This is a genomic window from Bradyrhizobium sp. 160, from assembly GCF_023073735.1.
In the GTDB taxonomy this organism is placed as follows: Bacteria; Pseudomonadota; Alphaproteobacteria; order Rhizobiales; family Xanthobacteraceae; genus Bradyrhizobium.
On sequence record NZ_JADPKD010000068.1, the window covers coordinates 1 to 15,738 of the forward strand.

General features: G+C 59.4%; 22 protein-coding genes. 6 read left to right on the forward strand and 16 right to left on the reverse strand.

What is annotated here, in order from left to right; all coding sequences use genetic code 11:
* The 6 genes from parA to IVA98_RS30420 all read right to left on the reverse strand — a co-directional run.
* The coding region (gene parA / locus IVA98_RS30395) for a ParA family partition ATPase (protein ID WP_247356095.1) at nucleotides 1-567 on the reverse strand (567 nt) is incomplete at its 3' end.
* The gene (locus IVA98_RS30400; RefSeq protein WP_018457234.1) at nucleotides 564-1,679 is read right to left on the reverse strand and encodes a replication initiator protein A; all 1,116 of its coding nucleotides are present in this window, start codon (nucleotides 1,677-1,679) and stop codon (nucleotides 564-566) included. The genes parA and IVA98_RS30400, both read right to left, overlap by 4 nt.
* Nucleotides 1,680-1,694: 15 nt before the next feature.
* Entirely contained in the window at nucleotides 1,695-1,946 is a 252-nt protein-coding gene (locus IVA98_RS30405; RefSeq protein ID WP_247356096.1) for a helix-turn-helix transcriptional regulator, read from the reverse strand.
* Between the two features lie 211 nt (nucleotides 1,947-2,157).
* On the reverse strand, nucleotides 2,158-2,826 hold the full coding sequence (locus tag IVA98_RS37825) for a DNA -binding domain-containing protein (protein WP_524536436.1): 669 nt from the start codon (nucleotides 2,824-2,826) through the stop codon (nucleotides 2,158-2,160).
* Complete coding sequence (locus IVA98_RS30415) at nucleotides 2,735-2,944, reverse strand: transcriptional regulator domain-containing protein (protein WP_247356098.1); 210 nt, start codon at nucleotides 2,942-2,944, stop codon at nucleotides 2,735-2,737. The genes IVA98_RS37825 and IVA98_RS30415 overlap by 92 nt, the downstream gene beginning before the upstream one ends.
* A gap of 130 nt (nucleotides 2,945-3,074) precedes the next feature.
* Nucleotides 3,075-3,338, reverse strand: a complete 264-nt coding sequence (locus IVA98_RS30420) for a DUF2285 domain-containing protein (protein WP_026233330.1) — start codon at nucleotides 3,336-3,338, stop codon at nucleotides 3,075-3,077.
* A gap of 408 nt (nucleotides 3,339-3,746) precedes the next feature.
* Here IVA98_RS30420 and relB point away from each other — a divergent pair, with 408 nt between their 5' ends.
* The gene (gene relB, locus IVA98_RS30425; RefSeq protein WP_247356099.1) at nucleotides 3,747-3,989 is read left to right on the forward strand and encodes a type II toxin-antitoxin system RelB family anti-toxin; all 243 of its coding nucleotides are present in this window, start codon (nucleotides 3,747-3,749) and stop codon (nucleotides 3,987-3,989) included.
* A gap of 204 nt (nucleotides 3,990-4,193) precedes the next feature.
* Here relB and IVA98_RS30430 read toward each other — a convergent pair whose 3' ends face one another.
* Entirely contained in the window at nucleotides 4,194-4,520 is a 327-nt protein-coding gene (locus tag IVA98_RS30430) for a DUF736 domain-containing protein (RefSeq protein ID WP_247356100.1), read from the reverse strand.
* Nucleotides 4,521-5,115: 595 nt separating this feature from the next.
* Entirely contained in the window at nucleotides 5,116-5,535 is a 420-nt protein-coding gene (locus tag IVA98_RS30435) for a hypothetical protein (protein ID WP_018457240.1), read from the reverse strand.
* A gap of 415 nt (nucleotides 5,536-5,950) precedes the next feature.
* Between IVA98_RS30435 and IVA98_RS30440 the strand changes: the two genes are divergently transcribed.
* Entirely contained in the window at nucleotides 5,951-6,370 is a 420-nt protein-coding gene (locus IVA98_RS30440; protein WP_247356101.1) for a hypothetical protein, read from the forward strand.
* Between the two features lie 161 nt (nucleotides 6,371-6,531).
* On the opposite strand, the gene IVA98_RS30445 is transcribed toward IVA98_RS30440, so the two are convergent.
* Both IVA98_RS30445 and IVA98_RS30450 read right to left on the reverse strand, forming a co-directional pair.
* Nucleotides 6,532-6,723, reverse strand: coding sequence for a hypothetical protein (locus IVA98_RS30445; RefSeq protein WP_247355708.1), 192 nt, complete (start codon nucleotides 6,721-6,723; stop codon nucleotides 6,532-6,534).
* A 222-nt stretch (nucleotides 6,724-6,945) separates the two neighbouring features.
* Nucleotides 6,946-7,281 carry an integration host factor subunit beta gene (locus IVA98_RS30450; RefSeq protein ID WP_247356102.1) on the reverse strand — a complete coding sequence of 112 codons (336 nt, stop codon included), beginning with the start codon at nucleotides 7,279-7,281 and terminating at the stop codon, nucleotides 6,946-6,948.
* Nucleotides 7,282-7,636: 355 nt separating this feature from the next.
* Here IVA98_RS30450 and IVA98_RS30455 point away from each other — a divergent pair, with 355 nt between their 5' ends.
* Nucleotides 7,637-7,933 carry a chorismate mutase gene (locus IVA98_RS30455; RefSeq protein WP_247356140.1) on the forward strand — a complete coding sequence of 99 codons (297 nt, stop codon included), beginning with the start codon at nucleotides 7,637-7,639 and terminating at the stop codon, nucleotides 7,931-7,933.
* Between the two features lie 210 nt (nucleotides 7,934-8,143).
* Nucleotides 8,144-8,428 (forward strand): DNA -binding domain-containing protein, encoded by a 285-nt coding sequence (locus IVA98_RS30460; RefSeq protein ID WP_247356141.1) that lies wholly within the window; start codon nucleotides 8,144-8,146, stop codon nucleotides 8,426-8,428.
* Nucleotides 8,429-8,851: 423 nt separating this feature from the next.
* On the opposite strand, the gene IVA98_RS30465 is transcribed toward IVA98_RS30460, so the two are convergent.
* Complete coding sequence (locus IVA98_RS30465) at nucleotides 8,852-9,727, reverse strand: protein-L-isoaspartate O-methyltransferase family protein (RefSeq protein ID WP_247356103.1); 876 nt, start codon at nucleotides 9,725-9,727, stop codon at nucleotides 8,852-8,854.
* 44 nt (nucleotides 9,728-9,771) lie between these two features.
* On the opposite strand from IVA98_RS30465, the gene IVA98_RS30470 reads away from it, so the two are divergent.
* Together IVA98_RS30470 and IVA98_RS30475 are read left to right on the forward strand one after the other, a co-directional pair.
* Nucleotides 9,772-10,431, forward strand: a complete 660-nt coding sequence (locus IVA98_RS30470; protein ID WP_247356104.1) for an RNA polymerase sigma factor — start codon at nucleotides 9,772-9,774, stop codon at nucleotides 10,429-10,431.
* Nucleotides 10,431-10,721, forward strand: coding sequence for a hypothetical protein (locus IVA98_RS30475; RefSeq protein WP_247356105.1), 291 nt, complete (start codon nucleotides 10,431-10,433; stop codon nucleotides 10,719-10,721). The genes IVA98_RS30470 and IVA98_RS30475 overlap by 1 nt, the downstream gene beginning before the upstream one ends.
* A gap of 129 nt (nucleotides 10,722-10,850) precedes the next feature.
* Here IVA98_RS30475 and IVA98_RS30480 read toward each other — a convergent pair whose 3' ends face one another.
* The 5 genes from IVA98_RS30480 to IVA98_RS30500 all read right to left on the reverse strand — a co-directional run bounded on the left by IVA98_RS30480 (nucleotide 10,851) and on the right by IVA98_RS30500 (nucleotide 15,706).
* Complete coding sequence (locus IVA98_RS30480) at nucleotides 10,851-11,201, reverse strand: hypothetical protein (protein WP_247356106.1); 351 nt, start codon at nucleotides 11,199-11,201, stop codon at nucleotides 10,851-10,853.
* Nucleotides 11,198-11,908, reverse strand: coding sequence for an MFS transporter (locus IVA98_RS30485; protein WP_247356107.1), 711 nt, complete (start codon nucleotides 11,906-11,908; stop codon nucleotides 11,198-11,200). The genes IVA98_RS30480 and IVA98_RS30485 overlap by 4 nt, the downstream gene beginning before the upstream one ends.
* 258 nt (nucleotides 11,909-12,166) lie before the next feature.
* Nucleotides 12,167-13,132, reverse strand: coding sequence for a phosphotransferase (locus tag IVA98_RS30490; RefSeq protein ID WP_247356108.1), 966 nt, complete (start codon nucleotides 13,130-13,132; stop codon nucleotides 12,167-12,169).
* Nucleotides 13,133-13,535: 403 nt separating this feature from the next.
* A complete protein-coding gene (locus tag IVA98_RS30495) occupies nucleotides 13,536-14,027 on the reverse strand; it encodes a GNAT family N-acetyltransferase (RefSeq protein ID WP_247356109.1) in 492 nt (163 codons plus the stop codon).
* Nucleotides 14,028-14,119: 92 nt separating this feature from the next.
* Complete coding sequence (locus IVA98_RS30500; RefSeq protein ID WP_247356110.1) at nucleotides 14,120-15,706, reverse strand: hypothetical protein; 1,587 nt, start codon at nucleotides 15,704-15,706, stop codon at nucleotides 14,120-14,122.
* Between the last annotated feature and the right edge of the window lie 32 nt (nucleotides 15,707-15,738).

The following is a 15,738-nucleotide window of genomic DNA, read 5'->3' on the forward strand; positions in this document are numbered from 1 at the left end:
TTCGAAGACGAGCCGGCCGGACTGCGCGGCATCCGCGAAGACGACGCGCTGACCGATGGTGCTGGTAAGCACCGGCGGATCGTGATCGGCGAGTGTTTCAGCTGTCTCACGGGCGATGATCGTGCGTGCGCCGCAGCGGTTGAGCACAAAGCGGGCGGCGAGTTGCGGACGATAGATGCGGGCCTCCCGCAGCAGGTCCAGCATCTCGGCGGATGCCCAACCGTCGAACGGCGATGGCTGCACGGGGATCAGCAAGAGGTCGGCCGCCAATAGCGCCGAGCGCATCAGTCCGGCGACGCGCGGAGGTCCGTCAATGACGACGTGATCGGCGGCGCGCGCGATCTCCGGCGCCTCGCGATGGAGCGTGTCACGAGCAAGGCCAACGACCCCGAACAGCCGCACGACGTTCTCCCGCGCCCGTTGCTGCGACCAGTCCAATGCCGAGCCCTGCGGGTCGGCATCGATTAGCGTCACGCGCTTTCCGTGCAGCGCCCATTCGCCGGCGAGGTGCAGGGCGAGCGTGGTCTTGCCGACACCGCCCTTCTGGTTGAGCAACGCGACAATCATCGCTGGCCTCCCGTCTTACGGCCGGAAAGCGGTGGAGATTGTTCTCTAGAATGCTTGGTTCGCGGCTCAGCGCTCGCGGCGGCGTTATCCGCAACACGCACCGGCCCACTACAACAGTTAGATTCTAAGTTAGACTCTAAGTTACGTTCCGGGATCGTCGCGTCTTGCCAAAGCGTTAGCTGTGGTTTGCACTCCCGGAATCCCGATACGGGCACGCCCGAAGTCCCGATCGTGCGAACGCCCGAAGTCCCGAGCTGATTCACAGCGCCATCCACAGGAGCTGTGGATGGCTTGCTCGGCAGGATACGCAATAGCTCGCGCCGATCCTTGCGCTCGATGCTCAGGCAGTAGCCTGGCAACGGTTGACGCGCAGCGATCCGGCGGAGATCAAAGGCGAAGTCAGCGAGCTTGGCGAGACTGCCGGATTTCTCGTGAAGATGCGCGACCTCGAACAGCCAGCCTCTCGGCTGGCGGCCGGCATGCTTGCGCGCGACGCGGTACAGCCAACGCTCGATCCCGCCGGTCAGGCTGAAGTACGCCGGATCGATGGTGAGAACGAGGGAGCGATCGATGACGCCGCGATAGAACCAGTCGGGGAGGACGAACTCCATGCCTTCAACGCGACCGTCGGCCCTCGCGCACTCCTCCCATTCGTTGATCCACGAGAATTGGTGGCGCCGCCAATGTTCGCCCTGCCGGATGGTGGTACGGATAACGGTCGCCTGGAGGCGGGCCAGTGCCCCCTTCAGGAGCTTGTAGTCGCGCGCCCCGGTCTGCCGGCCGACTGCGATCAGAAGCTGATAGGGCGTGAAGCGCAGGAAACGCGAGGTCTTCAGACCGAGGTTCTCAGCCTCGACAATTTGGCTGGCGGCCCAAATCAGAACGTCGGCGTCCCAGATCGTTGCCATGCCGTGCTCGGGAACCGCATAGACTTCGACGCTGACGTCGCCGGCCTGGTAGAGGATCGGCCTCGTGCGCTTGGCCTTCGCGAGCGAGAAGAATGGCCGCTCCATCAAGTCACGCTGATCGCGCGGGCTGGCATCGCCCGTGGCGATAACGAACGGATCGAGCTTGCTTCGCTCGCTCGGCACAAGGAGGCGGCGCGACGACATGGGTGAACGCTGCCTTCAGCGATGCGCATTGCTGGCGGCGCGGGCCTCGACGTAGCGAGGGTCCGACGTTGAGGTGCAGGCGGCCTGATCGGCCCATGCTTCGAGATCGCCGATGGCGTAGACGACGCGGCCGCCCAGCTTGCGGAAGGTCGGGCCGTTGCCATGGCAGCGGTACTTCTCAAGCGTGCGCGGCGACAGGCCAAGGAGGCGCGCGGCCTCGGGGGTGCGCACGTAGCGCGTGGTAAGCTGCGCGGTCCGATCGAGCATGGGAGATCTCCGTCTTGCCTCAAAGCGCCGCGGCCAAGTCGCGGCATGTCGGGGCCAAAGTGGCGGAGAGTTCAGGCGTTGGGGGTGGACGAAAATACTTGCAGGTGCGTGTCCCCCTTTCGGCCGCGACAACGCGAGCTGCAACATGGCCGGCGGGGCGCGGCGCAAACGGGGGTGATTGTAGCGATTGCGTGGAGGATTGACGCGCGCGTCAGAAGCCGCGCAGGAGTTTCAGGTAACCTCGCTCGACCAGGGCGATCGAATCGTGAATGAGGCGGTTTGCTTTGCGGCGGGCGTGCGAATCCTTCCACTCGACCGAACGACGCCGCGCGTGATCGGAAGCTAGCACCTTTGCGGCCACCTCGCGCGGGCCGCCGCCCAGGTCGTGGACGTCGAAGGCGTGAAGGAGCTGGATCAATCGCCGTTTCTGAAAGGACGTCAGCCGTAGAGCCGCCGGCAGAAGACCGATGCGCTGGCCCCCAAGGCGACGAACGAAGTTTAGCGCCACCTCGAGCCGCAGTTCGCCCATGCTGTCGAGCGGCACGAGCACAGCAGGACGTCGCGCAGCCTGCTCGTCTCGCATGAGCAAGTGGAGCTCGCCTGATCCGTCTGTGATCACCAGCTCACGTCCGTCGGCATCGATCCGCTCGATAAGCGGCTCCCCGAGGACGTTACGACCGACCGACGTGGCGATATCGAATCCGGAAGGCGCCGGCTCCAGGATCAGCGTTCCCGGCGATACCTGCGGCAGCCAAATGGTGGGTTCAAGTCCAACGGGAGAGGCGGGGTCATGGGCGACACCGTAACCTCCAACGACGTGCAAGCTCGGAACGGACAGTCTTGGGATCAGTCCCCTCACGCGTGATCTGGCGCTGTGCACGAGCGAAGTCGCGGCGATAGTCAGCGTTGCGGCGAAGGAACTCGAGGGCAAAGCCCGGGCGTTCGAGACGATTCAGGCGTTCAATCGTCTCCGGCGAGCGCCAATACTGCGTGGGCATAGTGTGTCCTCTTGCTTCTTCACGTTCCGCGCTCCCCAGCGAAGGCCACGGCAGGATCAGAAAAGAGGGGCAGGCAAGCTAGACCTCGAAGTTGCATCACGCGTGATCGCAACTTGCGTGACAGGGCAGCTCACTGCATCCGCGGCTCCAATAAATGCTGATATCCGGCGTCCGTCATCCATCGCGCGCGGGCCAGATGGCTGTCATGGACGATCTTGGCGCGATCGGGTTCTCGGGATGGATCAAGGCCAAAGAGCACTTCGACGACCTCACGCCAGTCGGCGCCCTCTTCTTCGGCCATTAACAACCGGACGTAGATTGCAAGATGTTTCTCATCGTAGGCGTTCACGCGATCGGTTTGTGGCGGCCGGTCCTGAAATGGCAGTTCGTTCATTGCAATCATCTCCGTCAGCCTCAAAGCAATGCCGGACATTCATTTGACGGCGGGAACTTCGCAACGTCGCGAAATGTCGCGCGACCTCCACCGTGATGCATAGGCCGCATCACGGTGTGCCCGCAAGCGGCGAACGATGGCTCGCGAGGCACCGGCGCTCTCTAAATCGTGAACCGGCGCTCGCTGAGCGCGCCTGGCACGAAATCGCAACCCGATTCGGCATCCTGCTGACGCCCTCGGTGGTACGTAGTCCGTACCGTCTGCCCCCCCGCGCTGATCGCCAACGTTTCATCATGCATTCGGTTCGGGCTTGAGGCACATCAGCAGCTTCGTTCATTGGGGACTGCCGTGCCGATTGTAGAGAATACTCCGTGGTTAAATACTCTTCAATAGACCTCTCTCATCTCCATGGAGATACGGGAGATTCTGGCGCGCAATTTGAGAAAGCATCGGCAGGCCGCAGGCCTGTCTCAGGAGGAGCTTGCCCATCGCGCCGAAATTGATCGCGGTTACATCAGTTCACTCGAACGCTGCCGGTATGCAGCCAGCATTGACGTTCTCGATCGACTTGCCCGTGAATTAGGGGTCGAAGCAGCGGATCTCTTGCAGAAGAAAGCGGGCGGCACGCTACGCGGAAAGCGGGCCACTTGACGACTTGAGCTGGCCGGACATTGTTGAGCGCATTGGAGGCCAACGAAACGCGTCCAGTCAAACCGTGACCGCCTCGCGCTGCTGACCGGGATCTATTCCGCCGTACCCAACTGCTCCCTTGCCGTTCATTGCAAGCCCGCCCGGCACACCTGGCGGATGGTGATGCCCCGCCCGGACCAGCCGGGCGAGGCATTGTGGATCGGCTCAGTCGCCGTTGCGACGGCTGGGGCGAGACCAGATCAGACTGAAGCCCTCGCCCTCCTCGTCGTCAAAGAGGTTGGCGAAGATCGGAGCGGTGAAGCTCGGATCGTCGAGCTTGAGGCCGAGATAATCGCGGCCCTCGTTGGAGCGCTTGGCCCAGGCGGCGCCGATCTCAACCCGGCCCGCATAGACGCGGTGGCTGGGGCTGTTCTCGCCGGACCGATTGGTCTCGGGGACAATCCGGACGTTTTTGGTCTGGAGCGAGAGGGTCACGATTTCACCGGTGAACTCGTTGTTGCCGGTCTTCTTGAAGGTGCCGATGGTCGCCATGGAAGTTCTCCTTGATCTCTGTTTTCCGAGCCCGCACCTTGCGGCCTCGATGGTGATCGAAGGGCCGGAGGCGATCGACGGCGCACCCCGAAGGGGCTCGACAGCAAAGGAGGACCTTTCTTGTCTCGCGCGAGGAATGACGGCGCAGCCGGCAGGGGAAGAAAGTTGTGACGCCGCTGTTGCGCCTTAGGCGATCGAGGCTTCAGCCGGCCTTCGGCCAGATCAATCCATCAAAGAGGCCGTTCGGTGCGCTCGGCCGGACAGAGCTGATATCGAGGAGAACGTGGCGATTTCGGTCGCACCGAGAGCCCGGCGAATGAGTTCGATGGTGACAGGCGCCCTCTCCTGTCAGCAATGGACGGATTTGGCGTTCGAGATCGCGCCTCGGCGGGGACGGCCCGTTCACATCCGTTGTCGGCCGATATTTGAGAGGTGACGGCTTGGTCCATACCGCCATGAGGGCGTGACGAAGCTGGCCTTGTGGAGATTGCTCGAGCTTCGACGCGCGCATTTGACTCGGCGATGAAAACCGAGAGCGTTCCGTACATCTGATCCAATCCCGTCCGCCGACGTGAAGCTACAATGCCCCCTGCCATTACCCGGCAGGTCCGGCGGTCATTCCAGTGATCCGGATGAACGCCGTGATGCTGACGGCAATGGCGCCCACGACTGGAAAGATCGCCTGCCAGATCGGTGCAGGCACCGCCATCAGCGCAATTCCGTGGGTGGCGCTGTAACCGGCGACAGTGGCGGGCGCGACGTAGAGGACGACGATCAGCAGCCGGAGCCAGGTCCACGGCACATAGGCGAGCGCAAGCTGGCCGATGCCGAAAGTCGCGCCGCCTGCGACGAGGCCTAAGACAATGCAGCCGACCACCCCGGCGCCGGTATGAAAGGCCCAGACGACGGTCGTGAGGCCGACGAAAAACGGGAGCGCAAAGACAGCAAGGGTGAACAGCAGCCAGCAAAAGAAGCCAATGCCGGTGATGACGAGCAGCGGTCCGAAGATGATCATAGCGGTGGGCTCCGTGAGATAGAGGTCTGACGGTCGCGCCTTCCACCACCACCACGGCGCATGCCCGAGTATAGCGGAGACGACTGTGATCGCGAGCGGAAATCCTGTGGGATTTCCGCCGCCCGACCTCCACGATGCTCGGGTCCTTCATCATTGGAACGGGTCGAATTCTTACCTATGCGCAGGTGGCGCATAACCACGACCACGGGAGATGACAGAAGTCGTCTGCTTCGATCACGTTGCGCGCCGGAATACTTTATCTGCCAGAGCGATGAATGAGAGAACGAATTGTTCGTGGCTCGCCGACCACAGCTCCCACAGTTTGCGGTTTTTGGATGATCCAGCGTGTCAGCGCAGGCCCTGATGCCGCCATGTACCAATGCAACTAGTGCTTGAACCTCCTGGAGAGCTTGTTATGGCAAAACCCCCTCAAATCGTCCTCACGCCGTTCTTCCGCCCTCGCGATGAGGACGCTGAGGAGCAACAGATGTATGTGGCGGGATTCGTCGATGAGGAGGACGAGGCGTGGGGTACGCTGATCCCACTGGAGGCGGAGATGGTTGAGCAAGCCGTTATGAGGCACCAGACATTCGGCGTTTGGTGCAACTCCGATGGCCGCATCCAGCCGCAGCCCGATTGCGACGGGCTGTTTGAACACCTGCTCGAGAAAGGTCAATTGAAGGAAACGCCTCTCGACGAACTGGTTACCGAGGCTATTGAAGAAGGCAGGAATGAACCCAATGATGAGATTCTCGACATGTTCGAGACTCTGCATGAGCGGTTGATGCGCGCCACGAGCGCAGTCGCTGACGAGATTGCGCGGCGCAGGCGATGAAACGGAGCCGCGAGAGCGCTGAGTGGGCGGAGAATCTGGGCTGAGTTCGATACCTGGCGGCGCGAAGGTATTCCCACCATCGAGGACCAGGCAGGACGGCTTCAATCCTCATCAGATTGATCACGCGTGGCGGGTCGCGCCGGCTTCATTTGGATCGAGCGTCAGCCCCAACTGATGGGGGTATACGGAACTCGACGGCGCTTCAGTTCTTCCTCAAGGCGCAGCGCTTCTCGTTTCGCAGTCTCGCCCAACAGACGATGTTTGCTGCCTAGGCGCAGATCGGCCGCAACTTGCTGCCGAATATTTTCGTAGAGTTTAAGGACGCTCGCGTCACTTAAATCCTGGATGGCCATCGATATCTTCTCAAAGACATTCATGAAATAAAATGGAGCCGCAGATCTGATCCGCGGCTCCCCCGGGAAATAACTTAATAAGACCCAATGTAGTCCCAGCCCCGGTACCGACGCCAGATTGCCTCCTTTATTGAGATTTGTGGAGCATCAACGACGCTTGCGGTTGCGAAAGCAATATTAACGTTGCTTATTCACCACACCAGCTCAGCCCGGCCACTTAGACTACCCGGACGCTCTCAGACCGCCTTGGACGGCAAAGTTGCTGTCTTTCGGTCTGGCTTCACTGTTTAGTCGTTCGTGCATTTCCTTGCTGGCCTTGAAGAGCGGAAAGCGCTTCTCGTCGACTTGCACGAGCGCGCCCGTTCGCGGATTTCTGCTGATGCGCGCCCGCCGTTGCTTGGCAGAAAACACTCCGAATCCCCGAAGCTCAACCCGATCACCGCGCGCGAGCGCAGCGGCGATCTCGCCCAGGATTGCACTTACAATGTTCTCGACGTCACGCTGATAAAGGCGCGGACTTCGACCGGCGATACGCTCAACGAGTTCGGACCTGATCATTGGCACTGGCGTCCACGGAATTTGCGGAAATCATTTCTCGGAAGCGCTAGCGCCTGTCAAGCCGCAGTAGGGGTCACAACCAGACCCGCCGACGCAGTCGACTAAGGATGACCGAGCGTTTCAAGTTTTGTCGCAGTCGGTAGCGCTACCATTCATGCCTGGCGGTCGCCTACAACTGCTTCGGCAGAACAGTGCTACGTGCTTGGTTTTGGGTGCGGCGTCGCGCTGATGCCTGCACTTTGGATGGCAATTCAGCGATTACCGCGTCATCTTGCTGGATATCCCCCTCAGGACAGCTGATGCTGTTGACGTCGTGAACGAAGGCGCGGATATTTTGCGTAGAAGGAAACGTCTATTGGAAACTCCATCCGAACTGAACGGACTGCGGAGCAGCATCGACAATCTTGACGCAGCCCTTGTCCACATTCTCGCGGAACGTTTTAGGTGCACTCGGCAGGTCGGAAAACTAAAAGCGCGACTTCAACTGCCCGCGGCAGATCCAGCTCGTGAGGAACGCCAGATAGAAAGACTGCGCTCGCTCGCAAAGGCCGCTAGTCTTGACCCAGATTTCGCAGAGAAGTTCCTAGCATTCATTATCAAAGAAGTGATACGGCATCACGACTTTACTCGTCAAGCAAACGTCGACGTGTAGAACTCCTGAGCCGGAAACGCATCCTGATGCTGAAGCTTGGTTGAGCAGACAGAGGTCACTGCGGCTCGGGCGATGCCCGATCGCCATTCGGCGATGCTGATAGAGCATTACGTGATGCCAAATCCGGCACTAGACATGACACATCTTCTTGCCCAAGTGATAGATTCATCCGAACCTGCTGATGATGCAGTTTCGGCGCCGGAGACGGCTATGCAGAAACCACCACTCGAATCCGAGGTAGCTGATCTGGCTCCTGCCGATCCGATCATGACGCCCTATGACCTTGCGCATCTTGTCAATTATTGGCGTCTTATGGATGCCCATGCGGAGGGGGCGGATTGGCGCGAAGTCAGTCGGATTGTCCTACGCATCGATCCTGGGCGCGAACCTCAGCGCGCGCAGCGGGCCTATGACAGTCATCTTGCTCGCGCCAAATGGATGGGTGAGCAGGGCTATAGGCACCTTCTGCGAGGCGATATTCAAGCTCCTGATTAGACGGCTTGGCGGCCCCTTCGTTTACTTTTTACGGAGGCTTCAACTTCGAGAGACAAAAAGTGGTGCCTCGCGTGCAGCAAGCGACAGCACGGTTGCGCGACTAGGCCGAACCGTAGAAATCTTTGCCTGCGTCGCGATATTAACCGTTTGCCATCGATAGTCGGCTGCGGACGCCGCGAAGGTCACATTTTATTCAAGAACCTCATGCTAACTGTCACGCGATCGTCGCGGCCGGATGTACGCCGTGGGGATCGCGAGCCCCGGCTTTCATGCCGGGGTTTTTCGTTTCTAAAGGTCTGAAAACTCTGAAGCTTGAACGCCGCCCCCGTTGATCTTCGGTGCAAAATAAGACGTGGTTGCGCACTTCCAGACAAACCGTAAAGGTAGGGACGAGAGCCTCGTACAATCGGCCCGTCTATTTGATCAGTTCTGAGCGCCGGGATCCGCACCGGAAGGATCGCGCCCGAGCCAAAAGCCCGGCCCCTGAAACCACACCTTTGCATCGCCAGAGCGGGGTTCGCCGACGTGCAGCACCCGAATCGGAACCTTGCCTGGCGGCAGGCCTTCGAGTGCGGCATGCAGTCGCTCTCCTGCCTCCTCGTCGCGTCCTCCCAAACAAGGATAGATAGGCACGCCGCCGATCGAGGAGGCCTCGAACCGCTCTCCACGCCGGATGACACGGAGAAGAAAGCCCCTCCAGGAAATATCGGTCAGCGGCATCAGAAGCCGACCCCCTTCGACAAGGCGATCGAGCCAGAAACGCGATGGATGGGTAGATCCGGCAAATACGACGACGACATCAAGCTCGCCGACATCTACCGTCCGGCCGTCGCCCGAGACGACATCGACCTGCGGCCAGCTCGCGAGATTCACTCGGGCCCGCAACGCCAGCTCGGCGTCGGCTTCGATCGCCGTCACACGACCAGCGGGTCCTACAATCTCGGCCAGCACCGCCGAATAGTATCCAGTGCCCGCACCGACCTGAAGCACCCGCTCACCACGCGCGATGTTGAGGTGTTCAAAGTTGCGCGCCCAGAAACTGGGCATCCCGTTGTTGAGGTTACGGCTCGCATCGATCGTCACGAGAACGTCATGATAAAGCCAGCGCGGGTCGTTATCGGAGGTCAGAAATGCGTCGCTGTACGGGTCCGAGATGATGCGCCACGGCGCAGGGCCGACGAATTGCTCGCGCGGAACGGACGCAAATGCCTCGATCAGCTGCGGGTTACGCAGGATCTGGACTTTATATCGTAGGTCTTCTGCGTACCAGCGGCGCGCGGCTGCCATCGTGTCGTCCATGGAGGCTCTCCTATTGGGATACAGACGATACGGCTGAGGTCCCGTTGCGCAGACAAGTCAAAAAATATTTTCATCCGATGTCCGCACTGGGCTCGGTGAAGCGCATACATCGTGTGACCATGGAACGATTGACGCTAACTCCCAAGGCTGATGAGCGGGTTGCCCATGCGGCTGATGTCGCGTCCGCCAAAGACGCCCTCTCCGATGTCGAACTCGTGCGACTAAAAGCTCTGGCGCGGCTGTGGAGCCGCGACTTGCCGGGAGGACTCGGCTGGAACGACATCTTGCACGAAGCGATTGCACGCGCCCTCGACGGCTCGCGCCCCTGGCCGCCCGATGTCCCCATACTGGCGTTCCTCTCGGGGGTGATGCGCAGCATCTGCAACGACCTTTGGCGCCGTGCTCGGCTCGAGCAAAGGCTGCTTGTGAGCCGCGACGACCCGGACCAGCGGAGCGGGCCCAGCGAGGAGGTCGACGACGTTCCTGATCCGGAGCGGATCCTGGCTGCTGCACAGACGCTCGCCACCATCTATCGGCTGTTTGAGGCCGATCCGCTAGCGCTGAAGATCATCGCAGGGATGGCCGAAGGTCTGACAGCCACAGAGATCTGCAGTATCCACGAGATGTCCGAGCTCGATTACGACACGACGCGACGGCGGATGCGGCGCACCTTGCTGCGCCAACACCAGAACTGGAGCAAGTGATGACACGTTGGCACCCAAGTCTCGATTTGGCGCGACTGTTGGAAGCGCTGAGCGATGAAACCCTTGCAGCAACCGACGGGGAGGTGCGGCAGATGTCCGATCTTCAAGGATGGAAGATCGCGAACACTGCCCAAGAGGTCCGAGAGCTCATTAGGGTCGCGGGCGCGGATATTAATGGGAATCTTGACCCGAACGTTGATGGCAGCCTGAACGATGATTTGGACGAACTTGAAGCAGGGCTGCGGCAGACGCGAGAGCCCCGTTGCTCACCGCAGAATTGGCGGCACTGAGCGAGCGGAGAGCACAACCAGCGGTAATTGGCTTTGTATGGTGCAGGGCATTGCCCTCGCGATCGACCAGCGATAACTCCTCCGGTGTGGCAGAAGACGACGGCATCGCAGATGGTCAACGCCGACCTGTCAGCTGTGCGCGGGTCCGCCGCAGTTAGTCCAGAGACCGAGGAGCGCGGTTGAGAGGAGAATCATCACTCCGCACGCCATGTAGAGCTGAGCTTCGCTCGCATTCGGAAGCAAGGTGGGAAGCAGGAAGATCAACGCACCAACCGCTCCGGTTAGGAGAGTGGTAAAGGCCTGGACGCGTCCAATGAGAGCCGTATCGACCACGGTCAGGAGATGTCCATTGGCCGCCGCTCGCGACAGATTCCAAAGCATTCCAGCCACCGTGTAGAGCACAATTGCAACAAGTGGGTCGGTCTGCAAAGACAGGACGATCAACGAACCCGCCGCTCCGGCGATAACCGGTGTCGTCATGCGGGCCTTGCCACCGCGCGAATCCCGGCAACGGCAAGTGCGGCCATGCCCGCAACTGCGGCCGTCATTTCGAGCGTGCCGAAGAGGCGACTGCCTCCGCCGAGCGAATGGATGACGAACCCGGGTAACAACAGGTTCGTGACCTGAATGACGGCAAAAGCCAGCCTCACGGCAACCGACGCGGCCAGGGTTTGCGGGGCGTTCAGCAGATACGTGATCGCTTCACGCGAAGCGGAAAACAGATTGAGGCGCTTCGCTGGCTGTTTAGGGTCGGTATCTCCCGTCAGCATGCCCAACAAAGGCAGAACGGACATCGCCACAAAGGCAAACAGCGCGGCCGCGGTCGTGCTGCCGAGATGGGCGATGGCGTACCCGCCCGCACCCGTCCCCAAGGCTAGCCCGCCTTGATTGAAGAACGACATGTGCATGTTAAAGCGCATACGCTCGGCCTCAGGAACCATGGACTGCAAGATTCCGCTCATGCCGCCTGCCAGAAGGCCGTAGCCGAAAGCACCGAGAACTGCTGATAGAAGAAGGATAGGACGCGAGAGCGCGTCGGGCAAAACTTGCACCGGAGCCAACTTCAGCAAGCCAACAGCTCTGGCGAGTTGTCCCGATGTGGTCACTCCGAGGCGGCTGTAGCGATCGACGAGATATCCGCTGAGCGGCGCCAGAACAAGGCCAGCGAGGCTGGAGGCCAGCAACACCAAGCCCACCAAGTTCGATCAGCCCGCGGCGAACGCAACCCATGCCGGCAAAACGATCCCGACTCCGACGACGAAGAAGGACAAGGAAGAAAAGCCAACGAAGCAACACCGCTGCATTGCTTGCGAATGGAACCCGTGCATTCTCGCGCTTAGCTCAGTGCAAAACCGATGTTGGAAGATTTGCCGCCGCGTTGGTGCTGGACGGTTTAGCCTGCGTATCCAGCAGCTGCTGCCAGCTGACGTGAATACGTCGTCGCATCAGGTGGCGAATGCGCGTAGCCGGCCCTGGGCGGCCCTGCTCACGACCATCTCGGCCCGATTCAGAACATCAGCCCATAGCGCGGCGTCAAGCTCGCAATAGTCAAACAAGAACCGCAGGATGCGCAGCTGGTGTGCAGCCACCATACGGCCCACAAAACGGACAAAAGAGTCACTTACATCCACGCCGTATCCGGCCAGGAAAGCCTTCCACAGCGCGCCCACATCGCCACTGGTTATGGTTTCCAGCCACAGTGCCATGGCAGCCACATCGAGCCACTGAGGGCCGCGGCCACAATCATCGAAATCGAAAAATGTGACGCGCTCGTCCTGAACCCGCATGTTCATTGGCCTAACATCGCCATGACAAAGCCCTGTCGGGCCAATCGGCTCGTTTGCCCCTGCGCCCACGAGCACATCCAGTGATTTGCTGATGTCCTTGGCAACATTTGGAGATCTCTCGGCGATCATCGCGAGCGTCTCCTTGTCTCTCGTCCCGCTCAGAAGCTCCCTGTTGGGCGCCAGTTTCGTGAGCCCGGTCTGTCGGTGCAAATGGGACAGGGCAACGCCGGCGCGATACCAATCGGCCGGAGTTGCGGCCAGTTCACGCCCGGCAGCCGGAGCGAAGACGCCAAGAAGGCGCTTGGTGCCATCAGGCAATTGGAATGCGGAGAACGAGCGCTCCTCATGGTCAATTAGGGGCCGAGAGACCTCAAGCGCAGGCGTGCTTTCAACGGCTCGGAGCATGGCCATTTCGCTCGCGACGTCGGCAGCGGGGCGACCCCATGCTCGGTACAGACGAATGAAAGCCCGATCTTGCGCGCCGTCACGAACCACAAACGTCCAGTTCGCACCCTTCACAACTGTTGAGACGCTGCCGGTAAGGCCATAGGTATCGGCAACGTAGGCGGAAATCGCTCGCTCGACAGCCGCTCGTACTTCTTGTTCCATGTCCACCCGTCCCATCGCCGAGGCTCCGCTCGGATATCACGAACACAACGCCTCGTCCTGCGACAGCCAACGTGCGACGAGCAGAGCAGATAGGCGATGGCCACGGAACTCTGGTCGGACGAGCAGGTTTGAATGGCGCAATGCTAGGGTGCGCTCAACTTGAGCCCTGTTCCACTTCGTCAGAACTTTCAAACCCGGAATGCCAAGTTGCTTCGCTTCGTAGGCAAGAGTGCTGCTTGGAGGACTCGAAGGCCGAGAGCGCGCCCGACTTGGCCTGACGATTGAGCGGGCCGGTCGCGCGTCATCATAAGGGCCGGAAAATGTGCGGCTCTCCACTTCGAGCTCAGGCTCAATCGATAGCCCATGGCACGTCGGTAAATTCACTGGGCAATTGCGCAAAACATCGCTCTTCATTGGCCTAACCTAACCAGGCTCTGATGGGGAACGACAATTTGTATCTATCAAATACCCAGCTAGCGCGCGAAAGTTTCTTGCACCGGATAAAGTGCCTCGATTCTAGCAGCGCGACAGACGCCACATTCCTTGGATGGCAAACGGTCTGGAGTCCTTGCGCGTCGTTCGCCTTGGCCGATGCAATCAGCGCATCCAGCATCCGTCCCCCGATGCCCCGGCCGAAATGTGTTGGGGTAACTCCATATTCGATATATGCATAGCCGGGAGAGCGCGAATGAAAGTAAGCACCGTACCCGAGCGATACAAGACCATGCTGAGCAATCAGAATGCATCCAAGCCCATCTTTATAGAGTTCGAACTTCTTCGCCACTGCAAGCCTCAAAACGTCCTTTGCTTCGGGATCGTAACCCATTCGAAGGTAGAAGCGAGGATCCGACAAAAGCCGAGTCAACCATACAGCATCCGAATCGGACGCATGACGAATCTGGATCATCATCTGATCCTAGTCCTAGCTTATGCGTCCTTGATGTTGTTTAATGTGAGTCATCATTTAGCCCGCCGTTCAACATAGTCGCTTGTGATGGGCCCTCAACAGAGTTGCCGCGCGAAACGTTCTGCCCATAGGAAACGCGCCAAGGCACTCGTCGCAGAAAACTCGTGTGTCGCTATAACCCTGTTCAAAAGCGTCATAACTGACGCGCGCGATACTAAGCCTAACTCGGCCAAGGCGCAGACCTCTAGCTGCGATCTAAGGGTATCCGCCCGGGCCGCAATCGCTCTTGATAATACGAGTTCGAAGGTTTCTTTCTTATAAGCTTGCGGGAACACCTCGGTTCCCAAGCGGCTTCGCAGGTAAACACGGAGCATTTGCTTGTCTGCACGAAATTCGACCGGAAGTTTCGCTGATAAGTTGATCAATCTCGGATCGCCTAAGGGGCGCACGGGCCAAAGCCCTTTCTTCGCGAGCGGACGGGCATGACACAGACTAGCGAGCAGCGTCGTTGACGAAGTGAGGCCAATTGGCGCGCTAAATAGGAAGGATGAGCGAGCGGCATCGAGCCCGCGCCTCGTTAATAGGGTTTCCGCAAATTCCACCGCCATATCGTAACAACGTGCAGACGGAGATCGTGCTTCACTCTCCTCATCGGAAAAGCAAGCGCAAAGCTCATCTCCTCCTATTCCGGACCAGATTATCTCGCAGCCTTCGTCACGAAATCGACCCCATAGTGCCTCGAAGGCCTCCAGGTAATATTCCGAAATAAGCGGCAGGTGGGATTTTGGCTCTAAATCCAGATCGATTGCCGGCATGTGGTTCTGCATTTCAATGGCGTGATCGCGGCAATTCAATGCGCTTAAAATGCTACTTCGCCGATCAATCTGCGTGGGACTGCTCTCATCACCCAGTAGTATGCCACCGCATGTTAGTGACCCCACGCTCTCCCCGACGGCAATCGCGACGGAAGCGGAATCCATTCCTCCGCTCAGTTCCACGGCACTTACGCAAAAGTCCGTTGGTCGCGAAATAACGACGTCACGCAATGTGTCTGCAAATTCTAGAAGAGCACTGCTCTTCTCGGGATCGGCGGTGTTAGGAGGGGCTGAAGCTACTGAACCGTAATCAAATGATGTATCAGACGCATCGACGTATAAAGTTGCGCCGGCGGTTAATAAGTTAACCCCGAGGCAGGCCTGTCGCGCAGAGTAGAACGTTTTCATCGCCAGATGATGCGCGATCAATTCTGAATCAAGCGTCCGTGATTTATGAGCGAAATCGACAAGGTCCCAGGATAGAGAAATGGAACGAGCGCGCTCCTCCACGTGGAAATAGATCGGGAGGCTGCCTAGTTGACCTGCTCGTATACGCAACCGACCGCCCCGGCGGGCAGCCTCAATCATAATAAAGTCGAGAGGCCACTCCATGCATTCTTGATATTGCTGACGAAGCCGATCCGTGGACACGTTAGCTGTTAAGGCCAAATGGGCGCCAAGCTCGCCTGAAACTCGCTGACGTTCACGTATTACGAAGAACCATTGATCAGAGTTCTTCACTAGAACGCTCTCGAGGCACTTATGACGAAATGGACGGATATAGCTGTCTCCAACTGATATCGAGGAGTCTTTAACAACAGGATCGACGCTCTCGAGATCGCTTACCCTCAGGAAAGCCTTGAGCATTGTTTTTGCACTCCACCGCCCCTCGTGTGAGG

What these genes read in the sequence shown, in the direction of transcription:
- IVA98_RS30400 (WP_018457234.1), bottom strand. Translation starts at nt 1,679, where the DNA reads ATGTCGTCGCGCCGCCTCCTTGTGCCGAGCGAGCGAAGCAAGCTCGAT.
- IVA98_RS30405 (WP_247356096.1), bottom strand. Translation starts at nt 1,946, where the DNA reads ATGCTCGATCGGACCGCGCAGCTTACCACGCGCTACGTGCGCACCCCC.
- IVA98_RS30415 (WP_247356098.1), bottom strand. Translation starts at nt 2,944, where the DNA reads ATGCCCACGCAGTATTGGCGCTCGCCGGAGACGATTGAACGCCTGAAT.
- IVA98_RS30420 (WP_026233330.1), bottom strand. Translation starts at nt 3,338, where the DNA reads ATGAACGAACTGCCATTTCAGGACCGGCCGCCACAAACCGATCGCGTG.
- relB (WP_247356099.1), top strand. Translation starts at nt 3,747, where the DNA reads ATGGAGATACGGGAGATTCTGGCGCGCAATTTGAGAAAGCATCGGCAG.
- IVA98_RS30430 (WP_247356100.1), bottom strand. Translation starts at nt 4,520, where the DNA reads ATGGCGACCATCGGCACCTTCAAGAAGACCGGCAACAACGAGTTCACC.
- IVA98_RS30435 (WP_018457240.1), bottom strand. Translation starts at nt 5,535, where the DNA reads ATGATCATCTTCGGACCGCTGCTCGTCATCACCGGCATTGGCTTCTTT.
- IVA98_RS30440 (WP_247356101.1), top strand. Translation starts at nt 5,951, where the DNA reads ATGGCAAAACCCCCTCAAATCGTCCTCACGCCGTTCTTCCGCCCTCGC.
- IVA98_RS30445 (WP_247355708.1), bottom strand. Translation starts at nt 6,723, where the DNA reads ATGGCCATCCAGGATTTAAGTGACGCGAGCGTCCTTAAACTCTACGAA.
- IVA98_RS30450 (WP_247356102.1), bottom strand. Translation starts at nt 7,281, where the DNA reads ATGATCAGGTCCGAACTCGTTGAGCGTATCGCCGGTCGAAGTCCGCGC.
- IVA98_RS30460 (WP_247356141.1), top strand. Translation starts at nt 8,144, where the DNA reads ATGCAGAAACCACCACTCGAATCCGAGGTAGCTGATCTGGCTCCTGCC.
- IVA98_RS30465 (WP_247356103.1), bottom strand. Translation starts at nt 9,727, where the DNA reads ATGGACGACACGATGGCAGCCGCGCGCCGCTGGTACGCAGAAGACCTA.
- IVA98_RS30475 (WP_247356105.1), top strand. Translation starts at nt 10,431, where the DNA reads ATGACACGTTGGCACCCAAGTCTCGATTTGGCGCGACTGTTGGAAGCG.
- IVA98_RS30480 (WP_247356106.1), bottom strand. Translation starts at nt 11,201, where the DNA reads ATGACGACACCGGTTATCGCCGGAGCGGCGGGTTCGTTGATCGTCCTG.
- IVA98_RS30490 (WP_247356108.1), bottom strand. Translation starts at nt 13,132, where the DNA reads ATGGGACGGGTGGACATGGAACAAGAAGTACGAGCGGCTGTCGAGCGA.
- IVA98_RS30495 (WP_247356109.1), bottom strand. Translation starts at nt 14,027, where the DNA reads ATGATGATCCAGATTCGTCATGCGTCCGATTCGGATGCTGTATGGTTG.
- IVA98_RS30500 (WP_247356110.1), bottom strand. Translation starts at nt 15,706, where the DNA reads ATGCTCAAGGCTTTCCTGAGGGTAAGCGATCTCGAGAGCGTCGATCCT.